The organism is Micromonospora sp. CNZ280 (assembly GCF_011759515.1).
Genome location: NZ_JAAOYP010000002.1, coordinates 164,348 through 179,854 on the forward strand (window position 1 = coordinate 164,348; position 15,507 = coordinate 179,854).

Annotated in this window: 15 protein-coding genes; 8 read left to right on the forward strand and 7 right to left on the reverse strand. The window is 72.4% G+C overall.

Annotated elements, in window-relative coordinates; all coding sequences use genetic code 11:
- Positions 1-5 precede the first annotated feature (5 nt).
- A complete protein-coding gene (locus FHX32_RS15715) occupies positions 6-908 on the reverse strand; it encodes a LysR family transcriptional regulator (protein WP_167183140.1) in 903 nt (300 codons plus the stop codon).
- 81 nt (positions 909-989) lie between these two features.
- Here FHX32_RS15715 and FHX32_RS15720 point away from each other — a divergent pair, with 81 nt between their 5' ends.
- The 6 genes from FHX32_RS15720 (at position 990) to FHX32_RS15745 (ending at position 5,346) form a co-directional block, all read left to right on the forward strand.
- A complete protein-coding gene (locus FHX32_RS15720) occupies positions 990-1,997 on the forward strand; it encodes a DMT family transporter (RefSeq protein ID WP_167183143.1) in 1,008 nt (335 codons plus the stop codon).
- A 107-nt stretch (positions 1,998-2,104) separates the two neighbouring features.
- Positions 2,105-2,533, forward strand: a complete 429-nt coding sequence (locus FHX32_RS15725; protein ID WP_167183146.1) for a hypothetical protein — start codon at positions 2,105-2,107, stop codon at positions 2,531-2,533.
- Complete coding sequence (locus FHX32_RS15730) at positions 2,527-2,754, forward strand: helix-turn-helix transcriptional regulator (RefSeq protein WP_109903460.1); 228 nt, start codon at positions 2,527-2,529, stop codon at positions 2,752-2,754. Before FHX32_RS15725 ends, FHX32_RS15730 begins: the two co-directional genes overlap by 7 nt.
- Positions 2,751-3,746 carry an NAD(P)-dependent alcohol dehydrogenase gene (locus FHX32_RS15735; RefSeq protein ID WP_167183149.1) on the forward strand — a complete coding sequence of 332 codons (996 nt, stop codon included), beginning with the start codon at positions 2,751-2,753 and terminating at the stop codon, positions 3,744-3,746. Before FHX32_RS15730 ends, FHX32_RS15735 begins: the two co-directional genes overlap by 4 nt.
- Positions 3,747-3,775: 29 nt before the next feature.
- Complete coding sequence (locus FHX32_RS15740; RefSeq protein ID WP_167183152.1) at positions 3,776-4,315, forward strand: GNAT family N-acetyltransferase; 540 nt, start codon at positions 3,776-3,778, stop codon at positions 4,313-4,315.
- 95 nt (positions 4,316-4,410) lie between these two features.
- On the forward strand, positions 4,411-5,346 hold the full coding sequence (locus FHX32_RS15745; protein ID WP_167183155.1) for a cyclase family protein: 936 nt from the start codon (positions 4,411-4,413) through the stop codon (positions 5,344-5,346).
- A gap of 56 nt (positions 5,347-5,402) precedes the next feature.
- On the opposite strand, the gene FHX32_RS15750 is transcribed toward FHX32_RS15745, so the two are convergent.
- Together FHX32_RS15750 and FHX32_RS15755 are read right to left on the reverse strand one after the other, a co-directional pair.
- A complete protein-coding gene (locus tag FHX32_RS15750; protein WP_167183158.1) occupies positions 5,403-6,542 on the reverse strand; it encodes a helix-turn-helix domain-containing protein in 1,140 nt (379 codons plus the stop codon).
- Positions 6,529-6,690, reverse strand: coding sequence for a hypothetical protein (locus tag FHX32_RS15755; protein ID WP_167183161.1), 162 nt, complete (start codon positions 6,688-6,690; stop codon positions 6,529-6,531). Before FHX32_RS15755 ends, FHX32_RS15750 begins: the two co-directional genes overlap by 14 nt.
- 213 nt (positions 6,691-6,903) lie before the next feature.
- On the opposite strand from FHX32_RS15755, the gene FHX32_RS15760 reads away from it, so the two are divergent.
- A complete protein-coding gene (locus tag FHX32_RS15760; protein WP_167183164.1) occupies positions 6,904-8,262 on the forward strand; it encodes an NsdA family TPR-like regulatory protein in 1,359 nt (452 codons plus the stop codon).
- Positions 8,263-8,301: 39 nt separating this feature from the next.
- The gene (locus FHX32_RS15765; RefSeq protein ID WP_167183167.1) at positions 8,302-8,793 is read left to right on the forward strand and encodes an NUDIX hydrolase; all 492 of its coding nucleotides are present in this window, start codon (positions 8,302-8,304) and stop codon (positions 8,791-8,793) included.
- A 413-nt stretch (positions 8,794-9,206) separates the two neighbouring features.
- On the opposite strand, the gene FHX32_RS15770 is transcribed toward FHX32_RS15765, so the two are convergent.
- The 4 genes from FHX32_RS15770 to FHX32_RS15785 all read right to left on the reverse strand — a co-directional run bounded on the left by FHX32_RS15770 (position 9,207) and on the right by FHX32_RS15785 (position 15,497).
- Positions 9,207-9,932 carry a ZIP family metal transporter gene (locus FHX32_RS15770; protein ID WP_208418811.1) on the reverse strand — a complete coding sequence of 242 codons (726 nt, stop codon included), beginning with the start codon at positions 9,930-9,932 and terminating at the stop codon, positions 9,207-9,209.
- 466 nt (positions 9,933-10,398) lie between these two features.
- Positions 10,399-11,682: a citrate synthase gene (locus FHX32_RS15775; RefSeq protein WP_167183170.1), complete on the reverse strand. Its 1,284-nt coding sequence runs from the start codon at positions 11,680-11,682 to the stop codon at positions 10,399-10,401.
- Positions 11,683-11,980: 298 nt separating this feature from the next.
- The gene (locus FHX32_RS15780) at positions 11,981-14,080 is read right to left on the reverse strand and encodes a sulfatase-like hydrolase/transferase (protein WP_167183173.1); all 2,100 of its coding nucleotides are present in this window, start codon (positions 14,078-14,080) and stop codon (positions 11,981-11,983) included.
- Positions 14,073-15,497 (reverse strand): class I SAM-dependent methyltransferase, encoded by a 1,425-nt coding sequence (locus tag FHX32_RS15785; protein WP_167183176.1) that lies wholly within the window; start codon positions 15,495-15,497, stop codon positions 14,073-14,075. The genes FHX32_RS15780 and FHX32_RS15785 overlap by 8 nt, the downstream gene beginning before the upstream one ends.
- Positions 15,498-15,507 lie beyond the last annotated feature (10 nt).

The following is a 15,507-nucleotide window of genomic DNA, read 5'->3' on the forward strand; positions in this document are numbered from 1 at the left end:
CCGAATCACCGGGCCGGGTCCACCAGCGTCGCCGCCTCCCGCAGCGTGGCGACCGCCGTCCGCACCGCCGGCGCGTGCGCGACCGCGTCGTGCACCACCGCGTGGATCGACCGGATCGGTGTCGGGCGGACGAGCCGAACGCAGCTCACGCCGGGGGGCAGCTGGGCCGCGCCGAGCGCGGGGAGCACCGTCGGGCCGATCCCGGCGGCCACGAAGGCGAGCGCGGTCGGGTAGTCGTGCGCCTCGACCCGGAAGGCCGGGCTGAACCCGGCGGCGGTGCAGGCCTCGATGAGGTTGTCGCGGCACCAGCCGCGGGCGAAGTCGTTGTCGACCCAGCCCTCGTCGGCGAGGTCGATCAGGTCCGCCTCCGCCCGCCCGGCGAGGCGGTGCCCGGCGGGCAGCACGGCCACGTACGGGTCGTCGAGGAGGTGGTGGGCGGTGAAGCCGGAACCGGGGTCGAAGCCGGAGCGGGCCACGACCACCTGGACGTCGGCTCGTTCCTCCCGGCTGTCCGGGATGTTTTCGCGCAGTTGCAGGTCGAGCCGGACGCCGGGGTGCTCGGCGAGGATGCGCCGCACCACGAGCGGCATCCACGCCGCCCCGACCGACGCGAAGTACGCGATGGACAGTGCGCCGGTGCGGCCGGCCCGCAGGTCGGCGATCAGCGACTCGGCCGCGCCGAGCCGGGCGAGCACCCGCTCGGCTTCGGCGGCCAGGGCGTGCCCGGCTGCCGTGGGCCGCAGCCCCCGCCCGGCCCGGGCGAGGAGCGTGAGGCCCGTCTCCCGCTGGAGCGCGGTGAGGTGCTGGCTGATGGCGGAGGGGGTGTAGCCGAGGTTGGCGGCGGCGGCCTGGACGGACCCGGACGCCACGACGGAACGGAAGACCCGGAGGCGGTGGACGTCGAGCATGCGACGACTATAAAGCTCGGCTGAATCGTGGTGAAGAGAGATTCACTGGTGCTGCACAGTCAGCCGCACCAGAATCGCCGTATGACCAGTGCGCGCACCGCCAACCTCGCCGCCCCGAGCAGCTCCGACGCCCAGCCCCCGGCGGTCGGGCAGGCGCCCACCCGCGCGCCGGCGCACCCGCGGCCCCGGTCCTGGCCGGCCGTGGCCGCCGCCGGGATCACGGTGTTCCTGTGGGCGTCGGCGTTCGTCGGCATCCGCTTCGCCGGGCACGACTACTCCCCCGGCGCGATGGCGCTGGGTCGGATGGCGGCGGCGTCCGTCGCGCTGAGCGCGTTCGTGGCCCTCACCGCCGGTGTCCGCCGCCGGCGAGCGGCGCACGCCGCGCCGGGGTCGGACCGTGGGGCCGGGCTGCCCCGGGGCGGCACCCTGGGGCTGATCGCGCTGTGGGGCGTGGCCTGGTTCGGCGGGTACAACGTGGCGCTCAACGCCGCCGAGCGGCTGGTCGACGCCGGCACGGCGGCGCTGCTGGTGGCGATCGCGCCCATCCTCGTCGCGGTGGCCGCGGTCGCCGTCCTGGGCGAGCGGCTCACCGGCCGGCTCGGGGTCGGGGTGGCGGTCGCCTTCGCCGGGGTCGCCCTGATCGCGGCCGGCGGCTTCACCGGGCACGCCGACAAGCTCGGCGTCGCGCTGGCGGTGCTCTCCGCCGTGCTGTACGCCTTCGGCGTACTGCTGCAGAAACGCCTGCTGGCGCGGGTGGACGCGGTGACGATGACCTGGCTCGGCGCGCTGGCCGGGACGGTGGCCCTGCTGCCGTTCGCGCCAGCGCTGCTCGCGGACCTCGCCGCGGCCCCGCTGTCGGCCACCCTGGGCATGCTCTACCTGGGCGTCTTCCCGACCGCTGTCGGCTTCCTCACCTGGGGGTACGTGCTGTCCCGCTGGACCGCCGGGCGCACCACCGCCGCCACCTACCTGTCGCCGCCGGTGACCGTGCTGCTGTCGTGGACGCTGCTGGGCGAGGTACCGGCACCGCTCGCCCTGCTCGGCGGCGCGCTCTGCCTGACCGGCGTCGTCCTCGCGACCCGCCGCTGACGCCCGTCGTGATCGTCACCCGCCGTCCGATGTAAAAGTTTCTGGACACGGTGTCAAGAACGCCTTACTCTGACCGTGTCAAGGATTCTTTACATCGGGAGGCGGTCATGACGCACGAGGAGAAACGCGCCTGGATCATGCTGGTCGTCAGCACGGTCGGGTACGCCGTCTACGCCGCCGTCGTGCTGAGCCGGGTGGACGGCGGGCCACTCACCGCCACCCCCTACGCCGGCGTTCTGCTGTGGACGATCGGCGGCGCCATCGTCGCGAGCATCGTGGCCGAGATCGCCATGGGCGTGGTGAACCCGCGGGCGTCCCGGGTCAAGGACGTCCGCGACCGGGAGATCGGGCGGCTCGGCGACCACGTCGGCCAGGCGTTCGTCGCCATCGGCGCGGTGTCGGCGCTGCTCATGGCGGTGGCCGAGTGGGACTGGTTCTGGATCGCCAACGTCATCTACCTGTGCTTCGTCCTGTCGGCGGTGGTCGGCTCCCTGGCGAAGGTGATCGTCTACCGCCGAGGTGTCCCGCAGTGGTGAAGCCGACCCGCGTCACGAACAACATCCGCGCGCTGCGCTTCGCACACGACGAGATGACCCAGGCCGAGCTGGCCGAGCGGATCGGCGTGACCCGGCAGACGGTCATCGCCATCGAGCAGGGCCGCTACTCCCCCTCGCTGGAGATGGCGTTCCGGATCGCCCGCGTGTTCGGCGCGCGGCTCGACGACGTGTTCCAGTACCCCGAGGAGGCGACACCGTGAAGGCCATCGTCCACGACAGCTACGGCCCGGCCGACGTGCTCCAGCTCCGCGACATCGACCGGCCGACCATCGGCGACGACGACGTCCTGGTCCAGGTCCGCGCGGCCGCGGTCGACCCCGGCGTGTGGATCTTCATGACCGGCCGCCCCTACCTGGCGCGGCTGGCCAGCGGGTTGCGCCGACCCCGGGTGCCGGTGCTCGGCCGGGACCTGGCCGGCGTGGTGGCCGCGGTCGGCGCCCGGGTGACCCGGTTCCGGCCGGGCGACGAGGTGTTCGGCACCTGCCTGCGCGGCGCGTACGCCGAGTTCGCGAGCGCACCGCAGCGGCGGCTGGCCCGCAAGCCGGCCAACGTGTCGTTCACGCAGGCCGCCGCGGCGCCGGTCTCCGGCATGACCGCGCTGCGCGCGGTCCGCGACAGCGGCCAGGTCCGCGCCGGGCAGCGGGTGCTGGTCATCGGCGCGTCCGGCGGGGTCGGCTCCCACGCCGTGCAGCTCGCCAAGGCGTACGGGGCGACGGTCACCGCCGTCTGCGCCCCGGCCAGGGCCGACTTCGTCCGCTCCCTCGGCGCCGACGACGTCCTCGACTACACCAGCGAGGAGGTGGACCGCGACGGCCCGGTCTACGACGTGGTCATCGACACCGGCGGCGACCGGCCGTTCTCGCTGCTGCGCCGCGCCCTCACACCGCGCGGGACGCTGGCGCTGGTCGGCGGCTCGTACACCAAGGGCCCGGTGCTCAGCGGCTACGACCGGCAGGTGGTCCGCGCGCCGCTGCTGTCCCTGTTCGTCGGTCAACGGCTGCGCAGCGTCAGCGCCGTGGAGCGCGCCGAGGACCTGGCCGAGCTGGGGAGGCTCATCGAGTCCGGCGCGGTCACCCCGGCGGTGGACCGCAGCTACCCCCTGGCCGAGGCGGCGGACGCGATCCGGCACCTCCGCGACGGCCATCCCGCCGGCAAGATCGTCGTCACCATGCCCAAATTAACCGGTCGATGATCAACCGGGCCGGCTGTTAGCGTCGGGCGGTGTTCGCCACCGAACGGGTGCGACTGCGCCCACCCACACCAGACGACGCGCCGAACCTGTTCCGCCTGAAGAACGATCCCGAGCTGCACCTGATCACCGACGGCGAGCCGTTCCTGCCGCGCCACGTCGGCCAGCTCCGAGCCTTCCTGGAGAGGCAGGTCACCGAGCCGCCGGACGGCCAGAGCCCGGTGCTGCTGCTGGCCGAGACCGTGGCCGACGGCACGTTCCTGGGCCGCGGCGTGCTGTGGGGGATCAACACGTTCAACGGGTACGGCCACCTCGGCATCGCGCTGGTCCCCGAGGCGCGCGGCCAGGGGTACGGGACCGAGGTGATCCAGCTACTCTGCCGGTACGGCTTCCGCAACCGCAACCTGCGCCGACTGGAGCTGGAGACGCTGGCCAGCAACGAGGCCATGCGGCGGACCGCCGAGGCGTGCGGCTTCACCCACGAGGGCACCCAGCGGGAGCGCGAGTACGACGGCGACGGCTTCGCCGACTTCGTGCTCTACGGCCTGCTCCGGCGCGACTGGAAGCCGTAGTCGGGCGGTCCGCCCGGTAGGGCGGGATAGCCTACCTGCGGCGCCTCGAACCGGTGACCGGAGGAGTCGATGCTGGGATGACGGCAGAGCGACCGATGCCCACACAGGACGACGTGCTCGGGTACTTCGACACGCTGTCGAACTGGGGACGGTGGGGCGACGACGACCAGCGCGGGACGCTGAACCACATCACCGACGACGTCCGGCTGGCGGCGGCGCGGGCCGTACGCCACGGCAGGAGCGTGTCGTGCGCCTGGGAGGTCGCCGCACCGGCGGAGATGGAGCGGTCGACGACGACGTGCCCGTGCGCCGCCGACATGCCGGGTGCCGAGAACATGCCGCCCGCCTTCCACGCCGACCGGCGCTGGGGCTTCTCGTCCGAGCGGCTGGGCATCATGTTCCACGGCAACACCGTCACCCACCTCGACTCGCCGTGCCACATCTTCTGGGACGGCCTGATGTACAACGGGCGGTCACACTCACTGGTCGACGCCGCCACCGGGTCGGGGTGGGCGGCCGTCACGGCGGCGGCGAACGGGATCGTCACCCGGGGGGTCCTGCTGGACATCGCGAGGGCCCGGGATGTGCCGTGGCTGGAACCGGGGCAGGGTGTGTTTCCCGACGATCTGGAGGAGGCCGAGCGTCGCCAGGGCGTGCGGGTGCGGCCCGGCGACGCGGTACTGCTGCGGACCGGCTACGGCCGCGCCCGGCACGAGGCCGGTGCGGCCAGCGGTTTCACCCAGGCCGGCTGGCACGCGTCCTGCCTGCCCTGGCTGCATGACCGGGAGGTCGCCCTGATCGGCGCCGACACCCCGCAGGACGTTCAGCCGTCGGGGTACGACGACGTGCTGATGCCGATCCACGCCGTGAGCCTCGTCGCGATGGGCCTGTGGCTGCTCGACAACTGCGACCTGGAGGCGTGCGCGACGACGGCCGCCGAGCTCGGCCAGTGGGACTTCCACCTCGCGGTCGCGCCGGTCCGCTTCGCCGGCACGTCCGGCAGCCCGGTCAACCCGATCGCCACCTTCTGACCTGGGGTACCCCGTCAGGGCCGGCCAGGGCTCGTGCCTCGGTCTCCGGTCGCCGGTCAGCGGGTGAGGCCGATCAGGGTGGCCAGGCGGGCCGCGCCGGCCGGCGCCGGGTGGCCGCGGGCGACCTCGGCGATCACCGTACGCACCTGAGGCCGGCACCGGACCTCGGCCGGCGCGACGGCGTCGGCCTCGACCAGGGCGCGGGCCGCCCCACGCAGGTCACCGACCGCCAGGTACGCCCGCGCCACGTCCACCAGGTACGCGGCCCGGTGCTCGGCCGGCAGCCGCCGCCATCCCTCCCCCAACGCCAGCCTCCCGTGCCAGCGCACCGCCGCACTCGTGTCCCCCGACTCGACCGCCACCACCACCCGGGCCAGCTCGACGGCGGCCGTACCGAAGCCGGTCCGGTGCGGGTCGTCACCGGCCCGGATTCCGGCGGCGATCCCGGCGGCCCGGTCGGTCAGCTCCCCGACCCGGCGGGCGTCGCCGCTGCCGGCGGCGGCCAGGGCGGCCTGGAGCAGCAGCGTCCCGTGCACGGCCGGCGCCTGCGCCGGCGCGAGGCGGCTCGCGGCGGCGAGCGTCGCGGCGCAGGCCAACCGGTGCCGGCCCAGCGTGCGCAGCGCCGCCCCGACCGACACGGCCGCCGCCGCGGAGAGCACCGGATCGCCGGCCGCCGCGCCCATCGCCCGGTCGACGGCCAACCAGGCCAGGTCGGCCTCGCCGAGCTTCACCAGCAGCGACGAGGTGATCCGGTACCCCTGCACGCGTAGCCCCGGCTCTGCGCTCCGCGTGGCGTCGAGCAGGCCCGGCAGCACCCGCACGAGCTGCGGGTAGTGCCCGTGCTGGTAGGTCAGCCAGGCGTGCTCGACGTGCCGGCGGACCTCGCCGGTCGGCTGCGGTGGCGTGGTGTCGTAGCGGGCGAGGGCGGCCCGGATCCCGTCCACACCGTTCAGCGCCTGCGGTGTGGTCGGTGCCGGCGGCTGACGCTGGCCGAGCAGCGCCATCGGGTCGACCCGCAGCACCTCGGCGATCTCCTGGATCACCGGGTACCGGTCCAACGCGCGGACACCCCGCTCCATCTTGTCCACCCAGCTCTTCGACCGGCCGAGCCGGTCGGCGAGCATCTGCTGGGTCATCCGCCGCCGTACCCGCCAGCGCGCCACCCGGCGACCGATCGGCAGGTCATCGCTGGTCACTGCGCCACCGCCGGTCCGGCACCGCCCGGGTGATGTCCTCCACAGGTACGCGCTCCGCCTCGGCCTGCTCCAGCAGGCGTTGCTTGGCCGCCTCCCGCTCGGCCGCCTCGACCTGGCCACCCCGACTCACCGACTCGTTTCCTGGCATCTCCACCTCCATCTACCGGCGTGCGCCGTCGAACTCAGACTTCTGATGCCCAGCCAATTGGACTGTTGATGGACGGAACAGATGGCGGCCAATGCGCGCCGTTGCGTTGTCCAGGACGTCGCGTTGCGAGGGGTTGCGCACGGTCCCCACCGCACCGCAGCACCCCCTAGGCTCATCACTGTTCGTAGCCACTCGATGCCTGGAGGCAACACCATGGCGCGGCCAGTCACAAACTCGGCCTTCGAAGCACTGTTGAAGGCCGCTGGCTACGGCAACGCCCACGCTGCCTTCGCCCGCCAGTTGAATCACGCCGGCCGAGGCCACGGGACCTGGCGGTACGACGCCGCCAGCGTCTACTGGTGGTTACGCGGACGACGACCCGCGGAGCACGTCCAGGCCACCATGACCGACGTGATCGGCCGCAAGCTGGGTCGTCCCGTCGCCGCTGCTGAGCTGGGATTCACTATCGCCCAGGTTCCCGCAACGATTTCCTATCCCACCTCCGCCGGTCATGCATTCGGTGCCGCCGAGCAGCTCTGGGCAATGCTGGCCAAGCAACTCACCCCGGCATCCAGCGAGACGTTCCAGAGCGACGTTGCCCTGCAGGCCGCGCTAGCGTGGCGGTACGACCTACCCGACGAGACGGTCAGCCGCAGCGGCCGGCAGCCGGTCACGGCCGGCGACATCCAGTCGCTGTACGCCCTCGCCGATCACTTCACCAATCTCGACCGGCGTCATGGCGGTGGCTCCCCGCGGGCTCGGGCGCTCATGGCGGACTTCCTCGTGCGCCAGCTGGCTCCCATGCTGCACGGCACCTACACCGACGCCGTTGGGCGCGAACTGATGCGCGCCGCGGCGACGCTCTCCGGCCAATTCGCCTTCATGTCCTACGACGCAGGTGACCACCGCATCGCCCAGTATCATCTGACGATCGCCCTACGGCTTGCCAAGGCCGCCGACGACCGCCTGTACGGCGCTCACCTCCTGGCCAACCTCGCCACCCAGGCCGTCTACCTCGGGCACGCCCAGGAGGCCACCCGGCTCGCCGAGGCAGCGATCGACGGGGCAGGCCGCGTCCCCGCCGGTGTTCGCGCCCGGCTCTACACAACGGCCGCCAGCGCCTACGGCCGGCTGGGCGAGGGACGCGCCTGCCAGAGCGCGCTCGCCAAGGCCGAGCGTGCCCTTGACAGCGCCACCCCCGATGCCGGCCCGCGGTGGGTCAACTACTTCAGCCCGGCCCACTTCGCGGGCACGGCGCTGAAGTGCCTGAGCGACTTGCACCTGTACCGGCGGGCCCTGCGACACGCACCCGACGCGATCACTCTCGCTGGCCAGAACGCCCGGACGCGTGCCCTGCACACCGCCCTCATCGCCACGACCCATGCCCGCGCTGGGGACATCGACACCGCCTGCGGCTGGGGTCGGGAGCTGGCACGGCATGTCGCGGACGTCCACTCTGTCCGCGTGAACCACCGCGTCCGCGAACTCACCGCCGCGCTGACCCCTCATCAAGCGATGCCCCAGGTCAACGAACTCCTCCTTGCCCTCGCGGCCACCCCACCCCCCGAGTAGCGCGAGTCGGCACTGAGACGCGTCGGCTAGCGTCACGGTGTGACCTGGACGGAGCCCGCCACCTGGTACGCCAACCTGCCCGCCTTCTACGCTGCCGCAGCCGCCTTCATTACCGACCGGGCTGGCAATGTCCTCCTCGTCAAACCCACGTACCGCGACCACTGGGCCTTCCCCGGCGGGTACGTGGAGGAGGGCGAATATCCCCATGAGGCCTGCGCCCGCGAAATCCGCGAAGAGTTGGGTGCTGCTGTAGCCGTGGGTGACCTGCTCGTCGTGGACTGGGCACCCGCCGCCGGGCAGCGGCCACGCGCCCTCGTCCATTTCACCTTCGACTGCGGGACCGTTACTGGCCTCGACAGCTTCAACCTAGCCGGACAAGAACTGGAAGACATCGCCTTCTTCTCGGCTCAGGCGGCGGAGCAGCACCTGCCGGGCAACGTCGCTTCACGTGTCCGTACAGCGATACAGGCCCGAGGCCGAAAAAGCGCGGCGTACCTTGCCGGCGGTTCGGCTGTCCCATCGAGCTGCTGATCGGTCTCATGAGGGCGGGGTTTTGGCACACCCAACAGATGTGCTCGGAAGTTCTAGAGCAGTCAGTCCCAGGCTTCAACAGAATCCGGCGTACAGGTCGACTCGTCCGTCGCCCACCAGGTCGCAGCCTCGATCAAGGCTGCGACCTCGTCGTATGTCCGGCCGACCGGCGGGGCAAGAGGGTGCCGTCTCGCGCGCTGCTCGGGTCATGCACGCGCGCAACATCATTCAGGATCATGACGTGGCCAGCGTCGACTCTCTCACGTTCCGCCGGTGGGAGCGGCTGGCTGGCACGAATCCGCCTCGGACGGCACCTTGTGCAACCTTCGGCGCCTTCTCAGACCGAGACTCCCCCGTCCTGGTAGAGACCTTGACTTCGAGAGGCTCTGACCCATGCTGAAGCAGTAATCGGGTCAGGGGGCCGCCAAGGCGACACCCAACAGCAGTGCGAGTCCGGCGGCGAAGCCGAAGGTGTGTATCGCCTTGTCGTGGGCGGCGGGTTTCGTGGTCAGTTCAGGAACCAGGTCGGCCAGGGCGATGTAGATGAAGTTTCCGGCGGCGAACGGGATCAGGACGGCTATATCGAGGTGTTCGGACAGGCCATAGGCGGCGAGGGCGCCGAGCAGCACGGTGGAGGCGGAGACCAGATTCCAGACCAGGGCGCGCGGCCGGGTCCAGCCACTGTTGATGAGGATGCCGAAGTCGCCCATCTCCTGGGGCACCTCGTGGGCGGCAGCGATCAGCCAGGTGACGATGCCCAGGCGGATGTCGGTGACAAAGGCGGCGCCGATGGCCAAGCCGCCGATGAGGTTGTGCAGTGCGTCGGCGATCAGGATCAGATAGCCCACCGGGCGGTGTGCCGACACCGGTCGATGGCAGTGGTGCCAGTGCAGGTACTGCTCAAGGATTAAAAAGGTCAACAACCCTGCGGCGAGCCAGACGTAGACGCTCAGGGTGTTCCCCAGCGCCGCCACCGACTCCGGCAGCATGTGGAACAGCGCGCCGCCGAGCAGGGAGCCGGCGGCCAGCGCCACCAGGGGCAGGACGATCCAGTTGAAGATCCGCTCGGGAAGCACGAAGGTCAGGCTGCCGGACAGGGCGAGGACGGTCATCGCCGAACCCGCCGCGATGATCCACACCAATGTCGACACAAGCCCATCTCCTGTCATCCGCCCCTCGGGCACTCGGCCCGTCCTGCCGCAGGCGACGATAGATGGCGGCCCGATGGACAACTGGCAGGCGAGGTACACCAGTCACCACGGCTGCTCGTAGGCCCCATCGGGCAATGGCACGCCGTCGCGAGCGTGACCTGCCCTCGACAGGTCACTCCGGCTGAAGAACTCCTTCACCGCTCGATGATACGAACCGTTTGATAATTCTTGTCTGCTTTGACGCAAAGATCAGGGAAGACGGGCAGCAAGACGAGCCGCCGCCCCACCGGGTGTGAGCTGCCCTCATGGACGGGGGGTAACGTTGCCGCGTCCCGCGTGCGTGGTCTCATCGATGGGGCAGCTCGACAGGGCGCGATCGGGACACGTGCGCCCATACAACGCGACGGGCCGCCGACCTCTCGGGGTCGGCGGCCCGTCGGACGCGCGGCGGCGGTCAGCGCTCGGTGAGCGGCAGGTAGTCGCGCTGCGGAGAGCCGGTGTAGATCTGCCGCGGGCGGCCGATCTTGGTCTCCGGGTCGTTGATCATCTCGCGCCACTGAGCGATCCAGCCGGGCAGCCGGCCCAGCGCGAAGAGCACCGTGAACATCTTGGTCGGGAAGCCCATGGCCTTGTAGATCAGGCCGGTGTAGAAGTCCACGTTCGGGTAGAGCTTGCGGGAGACGAAGAAGTCGTCCGCCAGGGCGATCTCCTCCAGCTCCATCGCGATGTCCAGCAGCGGGTCCGGCTTGGCCATCCGGCCGAGCACGTCCTGGGCTGCCTTCTTCACGATCGCGGCCCGCGGGTCGTAGTTCTTGTAGACCCGGTGGCCGAAGCCCATCAGCTTGACGCCGTCCTGCTTGTCCTTGACCTTCCGGACGAACGAGCGTACGTCGCCGCCCTCGGCCTGGATCTTCTCCAGCATCTCCAGCACGGCCTGGTTGGCGCCGCCGTGCAGCGGGCCGAAGAGGGCGTTCACGCCGGCGGAGACCGAGGCGAAGAGGTTGGCGTTGCTGGAGCCGACCAGCCGCACGGTCGAGGTGGAGCAGTTCTGCTCGTGGTCGGCGTGCAGGACGAACAGCATGTCCAGCACCTTGGCCATCACCGGGTCGACCTCGTACGGCTCGGCCGGCACGCCGAAGGTCATCCGCAGGAAGTTCTCCACGTAGCCCAGCGAGTTGTCCGGGTACAGCAGCGGCTGGCCGATCGACTTCTTGTACGCGTACGAGGCGATGGTGGGCACCTTCGCCATCAGCCGCACGGTGGACATCTCGACGTGCGAGGAGTCGAACGGGTCCAGGCTGTCCTGGTAGAAGGTGGAGATCGCGCTGACCGCCGAGGAGAGCACGGCCATCGGGTGCGCGTCGCGCGGGAAGCCGTCGAAGAACCGACGCATCTCCTCGTGCAGCAGCGAGTGCCGGCGGATCCGCTCGCTGAACTCGGTCAGCTGCTGCTCGGTCGGCAGCTCACCGTAGATCAGCAGGTAGGAGACCTCCAGGAAGGAGGACTTCTCGGCCAGCTGCTCGATCGGGTACCCCCGGTAACGCAGGATGCCCGCGTCGCCGTCGATGTAGGTGATCGCGGACGAACAGGCCGCGGTGTTGACGAAACCGGGGTCGTACGTCGTCAACCCGGTTTCCTTCAGCAGCTTGCCCACCCCGATACCGGCGGGGCCCTCGACAGCGGACTGCACCGGCATCGACAGCTGCCCACCGGGGTGATCGAGCTTGACTTCCGTCATGTGGTTCCTCGCTTTGCCGGCAGATCTACGTTGAATTGCCTTCGCTTCTACCGTATTCGCGGATCCCGGGACACCGCCCGCCGTGGGTCGGCGGTGAGGCATGCGTCACCCGATTCCCGACCAGCCAGCGGGGAAACCCCGCCCACCGCGTGCCCTGACCAGGCCGGACCACCGTGGGAGCGCAACCTACCGCAGCCTGGGAGCGCGACCACCGAACCGGTGGGAGCGCGACCCCGGGGCGGTGGGAGCGCGACCGTGCCCACCTTAGGAAGCGCGGTCGGGAGCCGCCCGACGCGGGTCAGGACAGGGCGAGGCGGCGCAGTGTGCCGTCGGTGGCGACCTGGTAGACGTCCAGCCGGTTCGCGCCGGCCTGGAAGAGCCGGTCGTCGGCGAGCAGGGCGGCGAAGCGCCGCCCCCCGGCGTCGCGGGCGACCACCGGGACCACCGCGCCGACCCGGCCGTTGACCGCGACCGCGAGCAGCGTGCCGTCCGGCACCTGGTCCGGCAGGTCGCCCCAGACCAGCGCCGGCAGCCGGCCGGTGTCCGGGTCGACGTCGGCGAACGCAGCCAGGTCGGGCACCCGCGCCGAGCCGCCGGTGGGCCGGTCCCCCACCACCGTGCCGATCAACGGATGCGCGGCCGGCGGCGCGAGTGGGCCGGGCACCCCGCCGGGAAGCGGGACCGGCTGGCCGGGCCGGTCGTAGAAGTGCTTCGCCGGGTCGCGCGGCGCCTGCCGGGCGGACCGGCCGTCAACCGGCCGGGGCAGCCGGATCGCCGCCTCGTCGGCGACGGTGGGCAGCAGGTCGACGTGTTCCCAGTTGCGGTCGTCGACCCGGCCGGTCCGCTGTCCGGGCGACTTGACGAAGAGCGGCACCCAGGCCACCTCGTCCGGGGCGGCCCGGATCGCGTCCATCCCGCGCCCCTGGGCGCCCTGGGTGAAACTCACCCCGTGGTCGGCGGTGACCACCAGCAGGGCCTGATCGTAGAGGCCGGTGGCGCGCAGCGTACGCAGCGTCTCGCCGATCAGCCGGTCGGTGTAGCCGAGCTGGGCGAGGTGCCGCTGCCGGGCCAGCTCCACCCAGCCGGCGCCCTCGTTCGGCAGGTCCTCGGGGGCGTCGTAGCGCGCCCCCGACGGCAGGTACGCCCACGGCGAGTGCGGCATCAGCAGATGCAGGAAGTGCAGCGCCGGCCGGGCGGTGGGTTTCAGGCCGGCCAGGAACTCGGTGAACCGGGCCGGCTGGTTGTCGTCCAGGCTGTCCCAGCGGAACTTCGGGTCGTCCGGGACCGGTTCGGCGGCGTCCAGGCCCGCCTCGGCGCGGGTGCGCTCCCGGTAGGAGTCCTCCGGGTCGATCCGGCTCTCCACCGGCGCCGCCAACTGTCCCAGCAGCTTGCCGGTCTCCCGGATCAGCACGCCGAGCCCCTGCTCCGGGCTGACCGGCCGGTCGCAGCGGCTGGGCGGGCAGAGCCGGGTGATGCTCTCCTCGGCGCGGACGTCGTACAGGCCGCCGAAGGCGGTGAAGAGGTTGTCCGGGTACTGCGAGTAGTGCGGCGCGACGCCGCGCTGTGGGTAGCGGCCGGTGAGCATCGCCGGCAGCGCGTACGGCGTCCAGCCGCTGACCCCGGTGGCGTTGCGGTACCAGGTCGAGCCGGCGGCCAGCTCGGCGAAGTGCGGGTACCGGGTGGCGTCGACCCGCCCGTCCGGGCCGAGCAGGGAGACCAGCGGCAGCTCGTCGAGGACCAGCATGACCACCGGCGGATGCCGGCCGCCCTGGGCCGCGCCGGCCGCGCCGCCCTCGCCGCGCGGCAGTACGACCGCCGACGTGGGCGAGACGAGCAGGAACAACCCGACGAAGGCCAGCGGGCCCGCCGCGGCCACCCGCAGCACCCGGCCGGGCACCCGCCACCGCCGGTGCGCCGCCGCCCCGGCCGCGCCGGCCACCGCCGCCACCAGCAGCAGCGGTACGCCCCGCAGCCCGGTGACGTGCCGGCCGGCCTGCACGGCCAGCGCGGCGAGCAGCAGCCCGACCAGCAGGGTGTGGGTGGCCGCGCGGACGGCCCGGCCGGCCAGCCGGCTGAGCGCGCCGAGCAGCCCCACGGCCAGCGTGGGTGCGACCGCGATCAGCGCCACCAGCAGCAGGATCTCGCCCCGGTCGGCGCGGTGGAACAGGAAGAAGTCCGGGCTGCGCCCGAGCACGTCGAGCAGCGGCTGGGTGACCACCAGCCCGACCAGCGCCGCCACCTCCAGCACCCGGCCCAGCTCGGCCCGCCAGCCGGCCGCCGGTCGCCGACCCGCCGACCGGACCGGAGACGCGGCCGTGGGCGCGGGCGCGAGGGCCGGTCCGGCCGGTTCCGGCGGGGTCGGGCGCGGGTGTGGCGGGACGGGTGGCTGCTCAGCCACCCACGACCACCGCGTACAGGGTCCGGGTGCCCGACGGCAGTTCCAGCCGGCGCTCGATCCGGCCACGCGCGCCGAGCAGCCGCTCGAACTCGTCGCGGCGGTAGTCGGGGAAGAGCCCGTCGGGCTTGTTGGCCAGCAGCCGGCGGGCCATCGGATCGTCCGGGTGGACGAACTCCGCCACGACCCGCGCGCCCGGCGCGCAGAGGCCGGCGAGGAAGTCCACCACCTCGGGCAGCGGCACGTTGCGACCGATCGCGAGGTGGTGCACCACGGCGAGGGCGAGCACCACGTCGGCGGCGGCCCGGCCGGCGAACCCGGCCCGCTCGACGCCCCGCCAGCCGCCGCCGGGCGACGGGTCGGCGAGGTCCATCACCAGCGGCAGGACCCGCCGCTCCCCGTCGGCGCGCAGCGCCCGGTACAGCTCGTCCACCACGGCCGGGTCCTGTTCCACGGCGACCACGTAGTCGGCGTGCCGGGCGGCGAGCCGGGCGTACCGGCCGTCGTTGGCGCCGAGGTCGAGCACCAGCCGGGCGTGCGGGGTGGCGGCCAGCGCCCCGGCCACGAACGCCTCCTTGGCGGCCCGGTCGCCGGCCGAGTAGCCGCAGGTGCGCTGGTACGCCGACCAGTGGCTGGCGGTGGCCGGCCGGTCGAGCCGGCGGACGAGTTTCTCGATGCCCCGTACGGTGGCCAACGCCAGCTCCCGCGAGTAGCCGGCGGCCCGCAGCCGGTCCCGGGTGTCGGCGGTGCTGGTGCCGGCGTACCGGCTCTGCATCGCCCCGTGCAGGTGCACGTGGGTGAGCACGCCGGGGCGCAGTCGGCGCGTACCGCCGAAGAGCCGGCGCATCTGGTCGGCGTCGATGCCGTCCACCCGGGCCCGCAGCCAGGGCTGGAAGTCCAGCCCGAGATGGGCACCGAGCAGCAGCGGGTAGAGCAGGGTCTGGCAGAACTGGCGGTAGCCGGCCCAGGGCTCGCCGTCGCGGAGTGGGGTGAACGAGCCGACGTCGATGAAGACCGGTTCGGCGCCGCGCCACTGGAGGTTGTAGGCCGAGCCGTCCTTGGTGGTGAACCCGGCGGGCAGCGCCGTACGGAGGATCTCCAGGTGCAGCAGCGCGGCGTCGCGCAGCATGCTGAAGGACCACTCGTACGGGTGGGAGACGAACGGGATCCGCTCGTGCCGCAGCGCCGCCGCCCAGCCGGCGCTCGCGGGCAACAGCGCCGGGTCGGCCGGCTCGGTGCCGCAGACCTTGCCGGCGGCGAGCAGGGCGGGGAAGAAGTCGCTGCCGGCCAGGGCCCGCCACTCCTGCGCCGCCCGCGCGTCCAGCCCGCGCAGCACGTCGTCGCCGAAGTGGAAGACCCGGTTGGCGGGGTCGCGGAACGACCCGGGCTCGGGCCGCAGGCCGGTGTGGGAGATGGCCATCGCGGGCGAA

Coding starts and splice junctions, on each gene's coding strand:
- FHX32_RS15745 (WP_167183155.1), top strand. CDS start 4,411: ATGCCCACACAGGACGACGTGCTCGGGTACTTCGACACGCTGTCGAAC.
- FHX32_RS15720 (WP_167183143.1), top strand. CDS start 990: ATGACCAGTGCGCGCACCGCCAACCTCGCCGCCCCGAGCAGCTCCGAC.
- FHX32_RS15760 (WP_167183164.1), top strand. CDS start 6,904: ATGGCGCGGCCAGTCACAAACTCGGCCTTCGAAGCACTGTTGAAGGCC.
- FHX32_RS15785 (WP_167183176.1), bottom strand. CDS start 15,497: ATGGCCATCTCCCACACCGGCCTGCGGCCCGAGCCCGGGTCGTTCCGC.
- FHX32_RS15775 (WP_167183170.1), bottom strand. CDS start 11,682: ATGACGGAAGTCAAGCTCGATCACCCCGGTGGGCAGCTGTCGATGCCG.
- FHX32_RS15725 (WP_167183146.1), top strand. CDS start 2,105: ATGACGCACGAGGAGAAACGCGCCTGGATCATGCTGGTCGTCAGCACG.
- FHX32_RS15755 (WP_167183161.1), bottom strand. CDS start 6,690: ATGCCAGGAAACGAGTCGGTGAGTCGGGGTGGCCAGGTCGAGGCGGCC.
- FHX32_RS15715 (WP_167183140.1), bottom strand. CDS start 908: ATGCTCGACGTCCACCGCCTCCGGGTCTTCCGTTCCGTCGTGGCGTCC.